15 protein-coding genes and 1 pseudogene are annotated in these 15,720 nt (G+C 53.4%); 8 read left to right on the top strand and 8 right to left on the bottom strand.

Going from position 1 to position 15,720, the window contains the following annotated elements; genetic code table 11:
• Window positions 1-32: 32 nt before the first annotated feature.
• Window positions 33-716 carry a CidB/LrgB family autolysis modulator gene (locus IM700_RS20240; protein ID WP_155604886.1) on the bottom strand — a complete coding sequence of 228 codons (684 nt, stop codon included), beginning with the start codon at window positions 714-716 and terminating at the stop codon, window positions 33-35.
• Window positions 713-1,084 (bottom strand): CidA/LrgA family protein, encoded by a 372-nt coding sequence (locus IM700_RS20235; protein WP_418888799.1) that lies wholly within the window; start codon window positions 1,082-1,084, stop codon window positions 713-715. The genes IM700_RS20240 and IM700_RS20235 overlap by 4 nt, the downstream gene beginning before the upstream one ends.
• Window positions 1,085-1,225: 141 nt before the next feature.
• Between IM700_RS20235 and cidR the strand changes: the two genes are divergently transcribed.
• The 6 genes from cidR (at window position 1,226) to IM700_RS20205 (ending at window position 8,829) form a co-directional block, all read left to right on the top strand.
• The gene (cidR, locus tag IM700_RS20230) at window positions 1,226-2,119 is read left to right on the top strand and encodes a cidABC operon transcriptional activator CidR (protein WP_155604888.1); all 894 of its coding nucleotides are present in this window, start codon (window positions 1,226-1,228) and stop codon (window positions 2,117-2,119) included.
• 121 nt (window positions 2,120-2,240) lie between these two features.
• A complete protein-coding gene (locus IM700_RS20225; protein ID WP_193417058.1) occupies window positions 2,241-3,638 on the top strand; it encodes an amino acid permease in 1,398 nt (465 codons plus the stop codon).
• 100 nt (window positions 3,639-3,738) lie between these two features.
• Window positions 3,739-4,524 (top strand): delta-lactam-biosynthetic de-N-acetylase, encoded by a 786-nt coding sequence (gene pdaA, locus IM700_RS20220; protein WP_193417059.1) that lies wholly within the window; start codon window positions 3,739-3,741, stop codon window positions 4,522-4,524.
• A gap of 178 nt (window positions 4,525-4,702) precedes the next feature.
• Window positions 4,703-5,170: a MarR family winged helix-turn-helix transcriptional regulator gene (locus IM700_RS20215; protein WP_193417060.1), complete on the top strand. Its 468-nt coding sequence runs from the start codon at window positions 4,703-4,705 to the stop codon at window positions 5,168-5,170.
• 33 nt (window positions 5,171-5,203) lie between these two features.
• Window positions 5,204-6,931 carry an ABC transporter ATP-binding protein gene (locus IM700_RS20210; RefSeq protein WP_193417061.1) on the top strand — a complete coding sequence of 576 codons (1,728 nt, stop codon included), beginning with the start codon at window positions 5,204-5,206 and terminating at the stop codon, window positions 6,929-6,931.
• Window positions 6,928-8,829 (top strand): ABC transporter ATP-binding protein, encoded by a 1,902-nt coding sequence (locus IM700_RS20205; RefSeq protein ID WP_272491493.1) that lies wholly within the window; start codon window positions 6,928-6,930, stop codon window positions 8,827-8,829. Before IM700_RS20210 ends, IM700_RS20205 begins: the two co-directional genes overlap by 4 nt.
• A gap of 271 nt (window positions 8,830-9,100) precedes the next feature.
• On the opposite strand, the gene IM700_RS20200 is transcribed toward IM700_RS20205, so the two are convergent.
• Window positions 9,101-9,811: a Crp/Fnr family transcriptional regulator gene (locus tag IM700_RS20200; protein ID WP_193417062.1), complete on the bottom strand. Its 711-nt coding sequence runs from the start codon at window positions 9,809-9,811 to the stop codon at window positions 9,101-9,103.
• 195 nt (window positions 9,812-10,006) lie between these two features.
• Here IM700_RS20200 and IM700_RS20195 point away from each other — a divergent pair, with 195 nt between their 5' ends.
• Entirely contained in the window at window positions 10,007-10,459 is a 453-nt protein-coding gene (locus IM700_RS20195; RefSeq protein ID WP_193417063.1) for a V4R domain-containing protein, read from the top strand.
• A 115-nt stretch (window positions 10,460-10,574) separates the two neighbouring features.
• Window positions 10,575-11,864 (top strand): annotated as a pseudogene (locus IM700_RS20190) (methyl-accepting chemotaxis protein); the annotation flags it as partial.
• A gap of 269 nt (window positions 11,865-12,133) precedes the next feature.
• Here IM700_RS20190 and IM700_RS20185 read toward each other — a convergent pair.
• From IM700_RS20185 to IM700_RS20165, 5 genes are all read right to left on the bottom strand, one after another.
• On the bottom strand, window positions 12,134-12,478 hold the full coding sequence (locus IM700_RS20185; RefSeq protein ID WP_155604896.1) for an EamA family transporter: 345 nt from the start codon (window positions 12,476-12,478) through the stop codon (window positions 12,134-12,136).
• A complete protein-coding gene (locus IM700_RS20180; RefSeq protein ID WP_193417065.1) occupies window positions 12,462-12,815 on the bottom strand; it encodes a DUF2304 domain-containing protein in 354 nt (117 codons plus the stop codon). Before IM700_RS20180 ends, IM700_RS20185 begins: the two co-directional genes overlap by 17 nt.
• Entirely contained in the window at window positions 12,816-13,541 is a 726-nt protein-coding gene (locus IM700_RS20175) for a glycosyltransferase family 2 protein (RefSeq protein ID WP_193417066.1), read from the bottom strand. It abuts the gene before it with no gap.
• Entirely contained in the window at window positions 13,538-14,836 is a 1,299-nt protein-coding gene (locus tag IM700_RS20170) for a glycosyltransferase family 39 protein (protein ID WP_193417067.1), read from the bottom strand. Before IM700_RS20170 ends, IM700_RS20175 begins: the two co-directional genes overlap by 4 nt.
• Window positions 14,837-14,932: 96 nt before the next feature.
• Entirely contained in the window at window positions 14,933-15,613 is a 681-nt protein-coding gene (locus IM700_RS20165) for a DNA-3-methyladenine glycosylase family protein (protein WP_193417068.1), read from the bottom strand.
• Window positions 15,614-15,720: the final 107 nt, after the last annotated feature.

Below are 15,720 nucleotides of genomic sequence, written 5' to 3'. Positions count from 1 at the left end.
AAAAATTAGGAGGAACCACATAGGAATAAAGCTTAAAAGTGCAGAACGGCGATAAGCATTGGAGCAACCCCTAACGTAAACAGGGCGGCTAAGATCATGGAGATGCTGGAAATGGTTCCAGTCAAGGAGCTTAGCTCGAACGCTTTGGATGTCCCCGTGCCGTGAGCACTGGTGCCGAACAGTACGCCACGGGCAACTTCGCCTTCGATGCGGAACAACTTCATGACCAATGGTCCCAGCATGGCGCCCAGCAAGCCGGTCAGAATAACGAATACGGCGGTTATATTCGGTACGCCGCCGATCACCTGCGATACGTTCATGGCAATCGGCGTCGTGACGGAACGGGGAATCAAGCTGGTAATCAGCTGGTCGTCCAGATGCAGCCATTCGGCCAAGAACGCCGAGGAGAACATGGCGACCACGGAGCCGCTTAGCACGCTAATGAGAATTTCCACAGCATGTTTTTTCAGCACATTGTAGTATTTGTACAAGGGAATCGCAAACGCGATCGTGGCCGGCTGCAGCATGCTGCTCAGCCACTTACCGCCGGAATGATAGGTTTCATAGGGAATTTGTGCCCACAGCAAGCCGATGACGAGAACCAACGGGGTGATCAGCAGAGGGGACAAATAGACCTTCGGCCGAATCCGATACAACCGTTTCGATAAACCGTAGATGATCAGGGTAGAAGCTAAACAAAATATGCCTACAATCATGAGATTCGGCCCTCCTTTCGTTTTTCGATACGCGAGGCGATCAGCCCGGAACAAGCCATGACGATAACGGTACTGAGGATCACGACGATCAAGATCCGAACGCCTTCGCTTTCGAGCAAGGGAATATATTGCATGACGCCGACAGCGGAAGGAACAAAGAACAGGAGCAGCTCGGCTAGCAGCCAGTTCGCGCCTCGTTCTATCCATTGCAGTTTAACGACGCCTGTTTTCAATAGGGTAAACAAGACGGCAATACCCAGAATTGATCCTGGAATCGGTAAATGGAGCAGCTCCGCGACCTTGTTCAGGGCCAATGAGACGAAGAACAGGATGGCGATCTGAAGGATCCCCATGCCGATCTCTTTCATCTTGTTCATATGAGCAGCTCCCTTCTGTTTTTGGTTGGTAATGAAATCTTACACCGATTGTTTTCATGAGTAAAATGAATATACTGAATGAGAAGCATTCCATTTGGTTATAGATAAAATGAATTAAAGGAGCGCAGGCTGTTGGATATCCGACAAATGCAGGTTTTAATTGAAGTCGCTCGGCAACGAAGCTTTACCAAGGCAGCCGAAGCGATGTACATTACCCAACCGACCATCAGTAAAACCATCAAAGCCATGGAAGAGGAACTCGGGGTCGTGCTGTTCGATCGGGTCGGCAAAAAAATCGAGCTGACCGACGCCGGACGGATTATCGCTACGCAGGCCCAGCAAATCGTGACCTCCTTCCAGAACCTGATGGCCGAGCTCGACGATTTGCGTAATTTGAAGAAAGGACATCTCCGCATCGGGCTTCCGCCGATGGTGGGGGCGAGCTTTTTTCCGAAGGTGATTGGGGAGTTTCATCAACGCTATCCCGATATAACGATCCAGCTTTTTGAGGACGGGGCCAAAAAAGTAGAACAGGACGTCGCCGGCGGATTGCTGGATGTGGGGGTTGTCGTGTTGCCGACGGTGGAAGCGGAGCTTAGCTGTTTTCCTTTTGTCGAGGAGAAGCTGAATCTGGTCGTACATCCCTCGCATCCGCTGGCGGAGCAGGAATCGGCGGAATTGTCCGAGCTGTCCCAGGACGGCTTCGTGTTGTTCCGCGAGGACTTTACGCTGCATGACCGCATCATCGGGGAATGCGCGAAAGCCGGGTTTCAGCCGCATGTCATCTACGAGAGCTCGCAGTGGGACCTGATCAGCGAGATGGTGGCCGTTGGCCTCGGCATCACGCTGCTGCCGGAAACGATCTGCCGCGAGATCGACGACGAGGGTGTACGGATCATCCCACTCGTGAAGCCGGTGATACCTTGGAAGCTTGGCATCGTATGGCGTGACGATCGATATCAGTCTTTTGCCACTCGGGAATGGATTCGGTTTGCTCAGGAAGTGTTGGCGCCTCATATTGGGTAAAAATACCCGAATTGTCTGAGTTCTGACAAACAATGGGACACTAGACTACTTGTGCAACCTGTAGAGCCTGCCTATAATAGCGAAATGATTCACAAATTGTTGATTAGGGGATAAAGCATAAATGAGTTTGCTGCGAAAAAAATCGATTTCTTTCATGTTGCAAGAGAAACAGATGGCCGGCTCCAGTCCGGGGGGGATGAAAAAAGAGTTGGGCGTTTTTGACCTGGCTATGCTGGGGATCGGCTGTATCGTCGGTACGGGAATCTTCGTGCTTACCGGAGTGGCTGCCGCCCAACACGCCGGTCCAGGCCTAATCTTATCCTTTATTCTGGCCGGTATCGTCTGTGCGTTCTGCGCGTTGTGTTATGCCGAATTTGCCTCCATGGTCCCCGTGTCAGGGAGTGCCTACACTTACAGTTACGCCACCTTTGGCGAGCTGATCGCCTGGATCCTCGGGTGGGACCTGATCCTGGAATACGGCTTTGCCGCTTCGATGGTGGCGAGCGGATGGTCGGGATATTTCCAAGGCTTGATCTCTGGCATGGGAATCACGTTGCCGACGGCGCTCAGCAGCGCCTTTGATCCGGCGAACGGCACCTATGTTGACGTCCCGGCGATCTTGATCGTGCTGGTGTTGACATTTATCGTCTCCCGCGGCTCCAAGGAGTCTTCGCGGTTGAATTCGATCATGGTTATCGTGAAAATCGCCGTGATCCTCCTCTTTATCGTGGTGGGTGCGTTCTACGTCAAACTGGGCAATTGGACGCCCTTCATGCCTTTTGGCTTCAGCGGAGTTGTGACCGGGGCGGCGACGGCGTTCCTATCCTACATCGGGTTCGATGCGGTGGCCACCGCCGCGGAAGAAGTGAAGAATCCGCAAAAAGATCTGCCACGCGGCATTATGTGGTCCTTGGTCGTGTGCTCCCTCCTGTACGTTCTCGTGACGGGTGTGCTGACAGGGATTGTTCCTTATGCCGAATTAAATGTGAAAAACCCGGTGGCTTTTGCGTTGCAATATATCAACCAGAATTGGGTTGCCGGCTTTATTTCCCTGGGGGCGATCGTCGGAATCACAACCGTTTTGTTCGTGCTCCTGTTTGGACAGACGCGACTGCTCTACGCCATCGGACGCGACGGCCTGCTGCCGAAGCCGCTGGCTCGATTGAATCCGAAGACCGGCGTCCCGGCGAACAGCACCTGGGCGACGGGAGTTATCGTTGCGATTTTTGCGGGTTTGATTCCGTTGCGCAAGCTGGCTGATCTCGTCAGCATCGGGACCTTGTTCGCGTTTATTTCGGTGTCGCTGGGCATCATTATTTTGCGCAAGTCTCGTCCGGATCTAGAACGGTCGTTTAAAGTTCCATTGGTACCATGGATTCCGGTGCTGGCCGTGCTGACCTGCGGTTATCTGCTGATCAGCCTGCCGGCGGTGACTTGGATCGCTTTCCTGATTTGGATGGTTATCGGACTCATTGTCTACTTTGCCTACGGCTACAAACATAGCGAGCTCTCGAAGTAACACAGCGGCATCGCGGCTGCATATTTCCCGGGAATTTAGCAGATAGTAAAGGGGCATGTCGAAATTTGCATAGCCCTAAAGCTACGAAGGAGAGACAGCCGTGAAGTATGCCTTAATCTGTTCATTGCTGGTCAGCCTGCTGTTCGGAACGGGATTACCCGTTGCATCAGCCCAAGCGGACGTTACCCACCATTTCGGATTCAAAAAAAGCGTTGGCGGCCAGCTTCCCTCGATTAACGAGGAAGGGTTCAAAGATATTATCGATAAGAACGGCGCGATTTTCCTCGCAGATCCTTCGCGCAAAGAATTGTTCTTAACGTTCGACAACGGTTATGAGAACGGTTATACCGCCCCAATCCTCGACACGCTGAAGGCGAAGAAGGTCCCGGCGATCTTCTTTGTGACCGGCCACTACATTAAGGACCAGCCAGAGCTGCTGAAGCGCATGGCTGCAGAGGGCCATTTGATCGGCAATCACTCTTGGAGCCACCCGGACATGACGACGATTTCCGACGCGCAAATCCGGGAGGAGCTGGAGAAGGTAAAAAGCGCAACCGCCCAGGTGACGGGGCAGTCCAAGATGGAGTACCTGCGCCCGCCACGCGGCATTTTCAGCGACCGGACGCTGCGCGTGACGAGGACGCTCGGGTATACGAACGTTTTTTGGTCTGTCGCTTATAAGGATTGGGATGTGAACGACCAGCACGGGGCGGATTATGCCTACCAGAAGGTCGTATCGCAGCTGCATCCCGGCGCGGTGATCCTTCTGCACTCCGTCTCCAAGGACAATGCGGCAGCCTTGGGTGCGATCATTGACGAAGCCCGCCGGCAAGGGTATGAGTTCAAAAGCCTGGACGAGATGAAGCCGGAACAAGCACGTCCATAATCCTAAATTCCAGACCGTTACAGGCGGGCGATCAGCCACGTGGTACGGTCTTTTTTTGCCTTATTTGTCTGAATTTTGACGGCGCTTGACTTCACATTTGCAGGCTCTTATAATTAGGCATGCAAATTAATAGTCGCACTAATTATTAAACAATGAAAATAAATAAGGGGGGATTGGTTTGTTCACCGGTGATAACCCGCAGGCGCATAGGCTACTGAAGGCTTTTCACCGCTTTCGGAGGCTCGATCTCAGCAAACTGACGCCGTCGGAGTTTAAACCTAGCGAAGTCAGATTGATGTTTTACATCTTACATGGCATGGAGAAGGATGAACGTGGGGTAACCGTGTCAGAGCTCAGCGCGATGATGGAGGTTGCTTCTCCGACCGTCACGCCGCTCGTTCGCAGTTTAGAGGAGCGAGGACTGGTCCTGCGTTACAACGACAAGGAGGATCGCCGGGCGGTTCGAGTTAAGCTGACGGAGCAAGGGCTGGACCATGTCAAGGAGACGGCCAAGAAACGTTCGGCCCAAATCCAAGGGTTGGTAGAGTTTCTAGGCGAAGAGAAGAGCCGGCAGCTCATCGAGCTGTTGGAGCAGGTGTACGATTATGTGGATATGAAACTTAATACAGATAAAAGCCAAGAGTAATTCAATGAATAGAATAAGTGGAGTTGATGGGAATTGATTAAACTATTCCGCAATTTGAAACCATACCGCTGGCTTGTGGCCGCGGTGCTTATCTTCGTCTTCTTCCAGACGTTATCAGAGCTGTACTTACCAACGCTGATGGCGGACATCGTAGATAAAGGGGTAGTGAACGGAGATACGCCGTATATCTGGCGAATCGGCGGGCTCATGCTGGTGGTTGCGCTCGGAGGGATGGCCTGTTCGATCGCAGCCAGCTATTTCTCGTCTAGAGCCGCAACCGGCTTCGGGAAGCTGCTTCGGGGCAAGGTATTCAAGCATGTCTCGAACTTCTCGCTGGAGGAGTTTGACACAATTGGCACCGCCTCGCTGATTACACGCACGACCAACGACATTACTCAAGTGCAGCAGGTATTGATCATGATCCTGCGCATGATGGTTATGGCGCCGATGATGTGTTTGGGCGGGATCATTATGGCCGTTTCCAAAGACGCGACGCTGTCGCTGGTGCTGGTGGTTATCTTGCCGGTGCTGGCCGGGGCAATTTTCCTGATCGCCCGCAAAGGGTTGCCTTTATTTAAGGCGATCCAGAAGAAAATCGACAAATTGAATCTCGTTATGCGCGAAAGCCTGACCGGGATTCGCGTCATTCGTTCTTTTAACCGGACCGACTACGAAAGCAAGCGTTTCGACGCGGCGAACCTCGATTTGACGGATACATCGATCAAGGTCAACAAAATCATGGCCTTTATGATGCCGATTATGATGTTGGTCATGAACTTGTCTTCCGTGGCGATCATTTGGTATGGAGGGCTGCGGATTGACGCTGGAGATATGCAGGTCGGCGATCTGATGGCGTTCCTGCAATACGCCATGCAAATCATGTTCTCCCTTGTCATGGTGTCGATGATGTTCGTGATGATTCCGCGGGCTTCGGCTTCGGCCATCCGGATCAACGAGGTGCTGGACATGGTGCCGGTGATCAAGGATTCGGCAGCTAGCAGCCGGCCGACGGAAGCGAAGGGACTCGTCGAGTTCCAAAACGTCTCCTTCAGCTATCCCGGGGCGGAACAACCGGCGGTTCAGGACATTACGTTTACCGCTAAGCCGGGCCAAGTGACGGCCATCATCGGCGGGACGGGTTCCGGGAAATCCACGATGATCAGCTTGATTCCGCGGTTCTACGACGTGCAGGCGGGCAGCGTAAGGGTTGACGGTGTAGACGTCCGCGATATGACGCAGGAGGAACTGCGCAGCAAAATCGGCTTTGTCCCGCAAATGGCGGTGCTCTTCTCGGGAACGATCAGCGAGAACATCCGCTATGGCAAGGAAGATGCGACCGACGAGGAAGTGTGGCGCGCTGCGGAAATTGCTCAGGCGAGAGATTTCATTGGCAAAATGGAACAAGGCTTCGAGTCGCCCATCGCCCAAGGCGGCACCAACGTGTCTGGCGGACAGAAGCAACGGCTATCGATTGCCCGCGCTTTGGTGCGGCCTGCGGAAATTTATATCTTTGACGACAGCTTCTCGGCGCTCGACTTCAAGACCGATGCGAAGCTGCGGGCCGCCTTGAAACAGGAAACGAAGGAATCTACCGTCATCATCGTCGCACAACGCGTCAGTACCGTGCTTGATGCCGATCAAATTATCGTGATGAACGATAGCCAAATCGCCGGAGTCGGTACGCATCAAGAATTGATGGAAACTTGCGACGTCTATAAAGAAATCGTCTATTCACAGCTTTCGGAGGAGGAGATCGCATGAGTCAAGAGCAAACTGAGAAAAAACGCGGATTCGGCGGCCCTCGCCGCGGGCACGGTGGACCCGGCGGACACGGGGGTCCTGGTATGGGAATGCCAGTGGAGAAAGCGAAGGATTTCAAAGGAACCTTAAAACGGTTGATCCGATACTTAAGACCGCATAAGGTTCAGTTGGCCGCGGTACTGGTCATGGCCATTTTGAGTACCGTGTTCAGCATCTTCAGCCCGAAGGTGATGGGGAAGGCGACCACCAAGTTATTCGAAGGCATCGTAGCTAAGTCTCAAGGCGTTCCCGGTGCGGAGATCGACTTCCAGTACGTCTGGCAAATTATTATGATCCTAATTGGTTTATATGTACTGAGCGCGCTATTTGGCTATGTCCAACAGTATTTAATGGCCGGCGTCGCCCAGAAGACGGTTTACGACCTGCGGAAGGACGTCAATGCCAAGCTGAACAAGCTGCCGCTGAAATATTTCGACGCCCGGACGCATGGGGAGATTTTAAGCCGGGTCACCAATGACGTCGACAACATCGCCGGTACTTTGCAGCAAAGCTTGACGCAGTTAATCACGTCGATCCTGACGATCATTGGCGTTATCGCGATGATGCTGTCCATTAGTCCGCTGATGACCTTGATTGCGGTCCTGACACTACCGCTGAGCGTCGTGGCGATCACCTCAATTGCCAAGCGGTCGCAGAAACAGTTCGTCCGCCAGCAAAAAGAACTCGGACAGCTGAACGGTCATGTGGAGGAAATGTATACCGGTCACAAGATTATCAAAGCGTTTGGCCGCGAGACCAAGTCATTGGAGCAGTTCGACAACATTAATGAACGCCTGTATGAGGCGGGCTGGAAGGCTCAGTTCATCTCCGGCGTCATCATGCCGATTATGAGTTTTATCGGGAACATCGGATATGTACTCGTTTCTGTGGTCGGCGGGATTCTCGTGACTAAGAGAACGATCGAAATCGGCGATGTGCAGGCGTTTATCCAGTACTCCCGCCAATTTACGATGCCGATCACGCAAACGGCGAACATCGCCAACATCATCCAGTCGACCGTAGCTTCAGCGGAGCGGGTGTTTGAAATCCTGGATGAGGAAGAACAGGTACCGGAAACAGCGAATCCCACTGTATTGGAACAGCCTCGCGGCGATGTGGCGTTCAATCATATCCAGTTCGGTTACGATCCGGAACATCTGTTGATCGAAGATATGAACATCGACGTGAAACAGGGCCAAACGATCGCCATCGTCGGGCCAACCGGCGCCGGCAAAACAACGCTGATCAACCTGCTGATGCGCTTCTATGAGGTGAACGGCGGATCGATCACGGTGGATGGGGTCAACATTGCCGAGATGAAACGCGGCGATTTGCGCAGCCTGTTCGGGATGGTCCTGCAGGATACGTGGCTGTTTAACGGTACGATCCGCGATAACATCGCCTACGGCCGCGAAGGTGCAACGGAGGAGGAAGTCGTGCGTGCCGCCAAAACGGCGTACGCCGACCACTTTATCCGTACGTTGCCGGGCGGGTATAACACGGTCCTGAATGAGGAAGCGTCGAACATCTCGCAAGGGCAGAAGCAATTACTGACGATTGCTCGCGCCATCCTTGCCGATCCGGCGATCTTAATTCTCGACGAAGCAACAAGCAGTGTCGATACCCGGACCGAGGTGCATATCCAGAAAGCGATGAACGAGCTGATGAGAGGTAGAACAAGCTTTGTCATCGCCCACCGGTTGTCGACGATTCGGGACGCCGATCTCATTCTCGTGATGAACCATGGTACCGTGATCGAGAAGGGCTCGCACGAAGAACTGCTGGCACTTGGCGGCTTCTATGCCGATTTGTACAACAGCCAATTCACCAAAGGCGACTTCGAGCCAGAAGCGGTATAAAGCTGTCGATTCACAAAAAAACGCCCCCGCATATGCGGGGGCGTTTGCTATTGGACGTGCACTCTTCGCGCAGGGGCCGTGGGCCGGGGCCGGGTGTGCCTTTATGGCCCCTTTGCATCATTATCCCTTTTGTTAAGGGAACATGGAGTGTGGGGTGTCGTCTTTACCCTATCCGGTTCAGTTCGCAGCGAGCTGATCCATCGGGATAATCGTGCAAAGGCCCGGACAGAGGATATCATCTGCTCGCGAACCGTCCTAGTTACAACTGTGTTCAGGCTTCCCCGGCCAGGTGGCGTAGCGCCGCCTCATCACGGAGGAGCAACTGCCGTCCCGAGACGGTAAGCACACCGTCATCGCTCAATTGACGCAGCTTGCGGCTTAGCGTTTCCGGCGTGGCGCCGATCAGGCCGGCGAGTTCTTTTTTGGACACAGGGAGCGCGAATTCCTGAGAATCCGGAGCGGCTTTGCGATGGAAATATAACAGCATTTTGGCTAAACGCCGATCGGCCTCAAGCAAGGTCAATACGGCCGCCCAAGCATCGGCTTCCTCCAGCTGCGTGCTGAGTGCGGTCATGAATCGGGCCGCCGTATCTGGATCGCGTCGTAAGATATCGAGGAAATCGCTGCGGTGAATCCGGCAGACGCCAGTTGAATCGGCTGCGATGGCGCTGGCGTAATGGGGCTTCTCCTGCAGTAAGGCAAACTGGCCGAAGAAATCTCCGGGGAACAGCAGTCGAATGATATGCTCTTTGCCGTTATCCTCCAGCTTGGTCAGCTTAATGATTCCGCGATTGACCACGAACAGCGCATCCGAGAGGTCGCCTTCTCGAAAGATGGTCTCGCCCTTGTGGTACTGCGAGGTACGCATCACGGAATGGAGCAACTCGACCTCCGCTTCGCGCAGCTGCGCAAAGACGGGAACGTGTGCCAGACAGGATGGAGCGTTGGCTGCATTTTGGGCGTGGCAAGCGCAGGAACTCATTCGTGACCCCTTCCTTTCTTAAAATGACAGCGTATTTTACCTATAACTTAACAGTCTGTCGGTCAAGGTATAGTGATCATTATCACAATATTTCTGTCGAATTCTTGATCCAAATCAAGGTGTATTGAGGGTAGATATGGCAAATTAAACCTATCAACGGCATTCGCCGGTTATCCAAGGATAGGGGGAAGTACAATGAGAGGATTTACGTTTAATGAATTGAAACAAATCGACCGTTCTCGGCTGGGAGGTGAGGTGCCGCTGGAGTTGTTTCGGGCGATCCGCCTGATCGGTATGCAACAAGGGCTACCTTTGGAAGGGAAAGGGACAACCGCTTCGATCGGACGCAAAATCGGCGAAAGCCTACCCGTGGAATCGTTGGATGAGCTGCTTGCCTTATTCGCAGAACTGCGTATCGGATTGCCGCGGGTTTTGGAACAGGGTGAACGATTGATTCGGATCGCCATAGACGATTGCTTTTGCAAGGGATTGCCTTTGATTGAGGAGAAGAAGGTATGCGATCTGGAGGGTGCGATTCTGGAAGGGGCGCTCGGCAAAATGTTAAACCGGAAGGTTAGCGTACGGGAAACGAAATGTAATGTTTGCGGGGACGAACACTGCGAGTACGAAGTCCGGATCTATGAATAAAATCGAATTATGTCGAATATAACACTAAATAAAGTAAATTATTCTACATAATCCGACACCTCCTGCCGATATTGATTTCATACGTCAATACTTCTAAAGAGAAGCGCAGGAGGTTATGGAAATGACAGGTCAAGATGTCAACGATTTTCTGTACAAAGATTTACGAAAGAGGAACCTGTTGATCTGTTCGACTTTAACGACGACGGTAATTCTCAGCCTCGCCATCCTTTTGGGACTACATACGAGCGCAAAGATTATCACATTGATCGTTATCCCGAACTTGTTGATATTGTTGCTGGTTTGGGGGGGGCACGTGACCCGGAAGAAGGAACATTGGATCCCGTATATCTCTATCGTGGGCATATTCATTACTGCGATGATCACCGTTTTTCAAGGAGGCGGAGGCCCGCTTGGAGCAGTATCCGCATTCTTCGTCCTAAGCGTTGGTATCATGTACCATGATTTTAAGGTAACCATGACGGGTTTAGTCGCGGCATTGGTGGTCATCCTGGTCAAATATACAGTGTTCCATGAACCGGCAGGGGAAGGTTCCAATATTGCGGTGCTGATGTATTTCTTCATCGTGACCGCTTGGGTATTGTTGGCCCAATCCTCGCTGGGACGCAAAATGCACGCACACTCGGCAAGTATGTTCAAGGAAACTTCGGAACTCTTAGCACGTGAATTGGAACGGGAGAAAGTGACTTCCGAGGCTACCCAGACGATCGCGGCCAGCATCGGAGAGATTCGGGGGAACAGTCAGGATAACTACCAGGCGTTTCAAGAGATGGCTACGGCATTTCAAGAGATGGCTTCGGGTGCGGCGGTACAAACGGAGACTATCGGGGGGATTTCGGAGAATATCGTCACCTCTAACGGGTATATCAACCGGATGACGACTGCCCTGGGCGAACTGGTCGAAACGGTGTCGGAAACGAAAACGGCTTCCGACGAAGGGGCGGCAGTGATCGGGCAATTGACAGGCACCATCGATCGTTTCCACACAAACATGAATGGCATGAAGGAAGATATCGGAGCGCTGATCGGAAATATCCACCTGATTGCCGAGCTCACTGCCTCCATCCGTGAAATTGCAGAACAGACGGGGCTGCTGTCTTTAAATGCGAGCATCGAGGCGGCTCGAGCGGGTGAGCAGGGTCGCGGGTTTGAAGTGGTGGCGAATGAAATTCGCAAGCTGGCCGATTTAACGAACGAATCCGCGAAACAGATTACGGACAACGTGGGGCAAGCTACTCGTCAGGCCGATTTGTCCCAGGTGCGGCTGGAGGAAAACGTCAACGACATGGAACAAAGCTTGGCATTGGTCAGAAAAACGGAAGGCGCGTTTATGTCGATCAACGCTAATGTGGAGGATCTCGCGCAGGGAGCGGCCGACATCAGCAGCGTTGCCAGTTCGGTGCATGAGAAAACTGACGAGATCGAGCAGGCGGTCAACGACTTTGTGGCCGTGGTGGAACAGTCCTCAGCTACCCTGCAAGAACTATTAGCCACCGTCGATACGTTGACTTCGCAAAACCTGCCGATGGTTCGCCGGATCGAGGAAACCGACCAGGCTGTCAAACAGTTGGTCGCAATGAAATCGCAGGCGTAATCATAAAAGGATATGCTTAGAAATAAACGGCTTGATCCAAGGGATCAGGCCGTTTGTGTTTGTTACTTTGCCAGCAAATACACGCCAAGTAATATGACAGCCACACCGGCCAGTTTGGTTAGGGTGATCGATTCGTGGAACAGGAAATAGGCCGGAATCAACGCTAGGACGTAAGCGAGTGCTTGAAGCGGGTAGGCGACGCTTAGCGGAAGGCGGGACAACACCGCGAACCATAACAACGTAGCTATGCCGTACAACGCAACCCCTCCGATGACCGCCGGGGAGGTCGCAAGCTTCCCCCAGTGAAGGCCGCCAGAACGCCCTAAACCGATTTTGAACAGGATTTGCCCGGTCACGAGGAGCAGAATATTGCCTAATAGCAGGATGTAACTAATGGTTTTGTCCATGTTCGTGGACCGCCTCACGTTCTTTAAGGATGACGATTTCTTGAGTTAAGCGCAGTACTTGGGTCGTCAGCCGGGTTATGACGATCGTTAGGTGCAGGATAAACGCAAAACAGAAGAGCAAGCCGAACAGAAACAGCACGGCCGGTGCATACTTAACACCTAACTGTTTAGCGATCCATTCGATGAGAGGGACGTTCATCGAGCAGATCAGCAGGATCGCGCTGAACAGGATCCAGAGCAGGGAATATTGCTCCCGCAGCTTTTGCCGACGGACCAGTTCCAGGACGAATAGGAGAAACAACGCGGCAACAAAAACCGAGAGGATATAAATCGCCATTTATTCGGTCACCGTCGTTCGCTGGAGCGGGCGACGCAGTGCGCTCATGAGTACGGATAAGGTCACCTTCACCATGTAATATGCGGAACGCAACGGCGTAATGGACGATCTCCCGGTTGTTCGGGGACGCATTTCGACTGGGATTTCCGCTATCCTGCAGCCTTGGCGTTTCAAATACACGATCGACTCCACTTCGGGATAATCGGTTGGATAATACCCGGCATACAACTCGATGACCTTGCGTCCGGCGGCGCGGAACCCGCTGGTCGTATCGGTGAAGCGTTCGCCGGTAACCCAGGAGACAAGCCGGGAGAAGAAGACGATGCCCACCCGTCTTGCCGCAGATGACCGGAAGGACGCGGCCCCCAGGAATCGGGAGCCAATGACGAGGTCATGCTCCTTAACTCCGGCAATCAATCTTCGCAATTCTCCGGCTGGATGCTGGCCATCGGCGTCCATTTGCACGGCGATGTCATAGCCCCTTTGTTTGGCGTAAAGATAACCGGTTTGCATCCCCCCGCCGATTCCCACGTTGTAAGGAAGCGTCAGCACCTTGGCTCCGGCTTCTCGGGCGCAGCATTCCGTGCGGTCGGAGGAACCATCGTTTACCACGAGGATATCGGCCTCCGGTACGTGCTTCCGGACTTCCCGGATCACTGAGCCGATGCTGGCTTCCTCGTTGTATGCGGGGATGATAACGAGAATGTGCTGTGAGTCCAAGTTCATGAGGCGACGGCCTCCTTTCGTTCCGGCCGATGATGAGAGCGGCGCTTGAATCGGGAGGTTAGGTCGCCGAGAAGAAAAGATCCGAATAGAATCAGCATGGTCATATTAGGATAACCGTAGCGGTTAAACGCAACGAACGGTATGTAAATTAACGTGAAGTAAGCTAAAGCCAACAAGAGCGGCAGCAAGCGGTCCAGCTTCAAGCGATGCGTTGTTACGGCCCACAGGATGCCAGCCGTGTTCACGTACATCAGCACTTCTTGGACAACGTTCATCACGGGACGGCTCACCGGCCAAAACGGCCGGGAATAAAACGGATGGACATAGAGCTCTACCCATCGCCCCAGGGTATACCAATACAAGTATTTCATCGGCTCATGCGCAAAACCGTAACGGAGGATGTCCAAACCTTTGCGGATCGCCGCGGAATCGGCGCCTTCGAATATCGTTTTGGGATCATACTGGGGGTAGGCCTCGAAGAAGCCGGCCGGAGGCAACTGCCAACGGATTCGCGTGCCCAACAGGAACGGGCTTCCGCCGGAATTTGTAAACAGGATGAATTCATGAAACGTCACCCAGTTGCGAATCCACCAAGGCGTCAGCAACAATGCATAGGTACTTCCCATTAGCAGCGTGTATTTCAACATCGTCCGCCAAGGAAGCTTCACTCGTAGCCATAAGACCAGAAGAACGGCAGGGTACAGAGAAGCGTGAGGCTTCAAATAGGCCGCCGTGGCAGTAAGGCCGCCGATGAGGATGTATAGGGCAGATCCGCCGCGGTCCTTGGCCAGGATCGTGCAACAGACGAGGAGCAGCAGTAAGGTGCGGAAAGTCGTTTCCGAGAGAATGACCCCGGAAGAGAAGTAATCCGGTGGATACAAAGCAGACACCGTGCAGGCGATCAAAGCCGCACGGGTGTTGAAGATCCGCCGGCCTATCCAGAAGATGAGGTAAATACACAGTGTTTGCTGAAGACATTGGAACAGGCGAAAGGCAATAATGCCGCCCTGATCCTGGCCGAAAACGGCCATGAACCCGGACAGCATGAGCGGCAGCCCGGGCATGATGAAGGCGGAAGGCGCCTCTTTGGTATTGTAAGCAAGTACACCTTCGTTCAGCAGAAGGCGGGAGGTCTGAATGTACTTCACGTCATCGTTGTTCGGGCGAACCGGGTCGCCTAATAGGAAGTAATCGTTGTACACCAGGACGACAAGACACGATACAATTCCCACAAATGCCATCAGACCGAACAGATACCACTTGACCGGGCGATGGACTTCGGATAACGAGAACACAGCGATTCAACCCCACTTTAATTTTTATTTTATCTCTAAAAACAGGCATGATCCCCTTCTAATTTATAATATATCCAATATCTTCCTGTGACAAGCTCAATCTATTTGGACGCCATTTAGCCGCTCGCTGAAGGTCTCCCCCGAATCGACGTGGCCCCGATTAATGGATTCCCACAAATAGAGCGAGGCAATGGAACCGTAAGACGGCCACCGCGTGGCGGCTTGCTGCAAGTATTTACGGTCAGCGCGCTCTTCCATGTCGTACACCCATTTGGCAGCCCTCTGTAGACCGGCATCCCCGTAGGACACAACATGCTCCCGGCCCAGGGCGAAGATGAGGAACATTTCGGCCGACCAGCGACCGATGCCTTTGATGGAGACAAGCTTCTCAATGACCTCCTCATCGTCATGCTCCTGCAACCTGTCGAGGTCAATTTGCCCGGATCGTACTTTATCGCTTAAATCCTTCAGGTAGGCGACCTTTGAAGCGGACAACCCGGCCGCCCGCAGGTCGGTGTCGCTTTGGGCCAACAGGGCGGCCGGGGATAGCTCCCCGGCCAGCTCGATGACGCGGCCGCGAATGGTGGAAGCGGCCTTGACCGAGATCTGCTGGCTGATGATGGATCGAGCCAGCTCCGTGAACAAGGGGCCTTGCGGTTTGGTTGCAAGGCTTCCGATCAGGGCGATCAGCCGGCCCATCCGGGGATCGGCGCTGGCTAGCGCCTGGACCCGGCGTTCGTTCGGGTGCAGCTCGAATACGGGTTTCCCGTGGTTCATGGGATAACCTCCTTCAGTTTGGATTCTCCTCCAGCAGCGTCACGTACTGCTGGAGGAGTTCGTCGGCGCGGGGGGGGGGGGGGGGGGGGCCGGGGGCCCCCCCCCCC

The sequence above is a fragment of the Paenibacillus rhizolycopersici genome (genome assembly GCF_014947195.2).
In the GTDB taxonomy this organism is placed as follows: domain Bacteria; phylum Bacillota; class Bacilli; order Paenibacillales; family Paenibacillaceae; genus Fontibacillus; species Fontibacillus rhizolycopersici.
This window is presented reverse-complemented; position numbering and strand designations above follow the sequence as displayed.

Bases quoted from the DNA above. Each gene is read 5' to 3' on its own strand.
- IM700_RS20240 (WP_155604886.1), bottom strand. From the start codon at position 716: ATGATTGTAGGCATATTTTGTTTAGCTTCTACCCTGATCATCTACGGT.
- IM700_RS20235 (WP_418888799.1), bottom strand. From the start codon at position 1,084: ATGAAAGAGATCGGCATGGGGATCCTTCAGATCGCCATCCTGTTCTTC.
- IM700_RS20225 (WP_193417058.1), top strand. From the start codon at position 2,241: ATGAGTTTGCTGCGAAAAAAATCGATTTCTTTCATGTTGCAAGAGAAA.
- IM700_RS20205 (WP_272491493.1), top strand. From the start codon at position 6,928: ATGAGTCAAGAGCAAACTGAGAAAAAACGCGGATTCGGCGGCCCTCGC.
- IM700_RS20200 (WP_193417062.1), bottom strand. From the start codon at position 9,811: ATGAGTTCCTGCGCTTGCCACGCCCAAAATGCAGCCAACGCTCCATCC.
- IM700_RS20195 (WP_193417063.1), top strand. From the start codon at position 10,007: ATGAGAGGATTTACGTTTAATGAATTGAAACAAATCGACCGTTCTCGG.
- IM700_RS20185 (WP_155604896.1), bottom strand. From the start codon at position 12,478: ATGGACAAAACCATTAGTTACATCCTGCTATTAGGCAATATTCTGCTC.
- IM700_RS20180 (WP_193417065.1), bottom strand. From the start codon at position 12,815: ATGGCGATTTATATCCTCTCGGTTTTTGTTGCCGCGTTGTTTCTCCTA.
- IM700_RS20175 (WP_193417066.1), bottom strand. From the start codon at position 13,541: ATGAACTTGGACTCACAGCACATTCTCGTTATCATCCCCGCATACAAC.
- IM700_RS20165 (WP_193417068.1), bottom strand. From the start codon at position 15,613: ATGAACCACGGGAAACCCGTATTCGAGCTGCACCCGAACGAACGCCGG.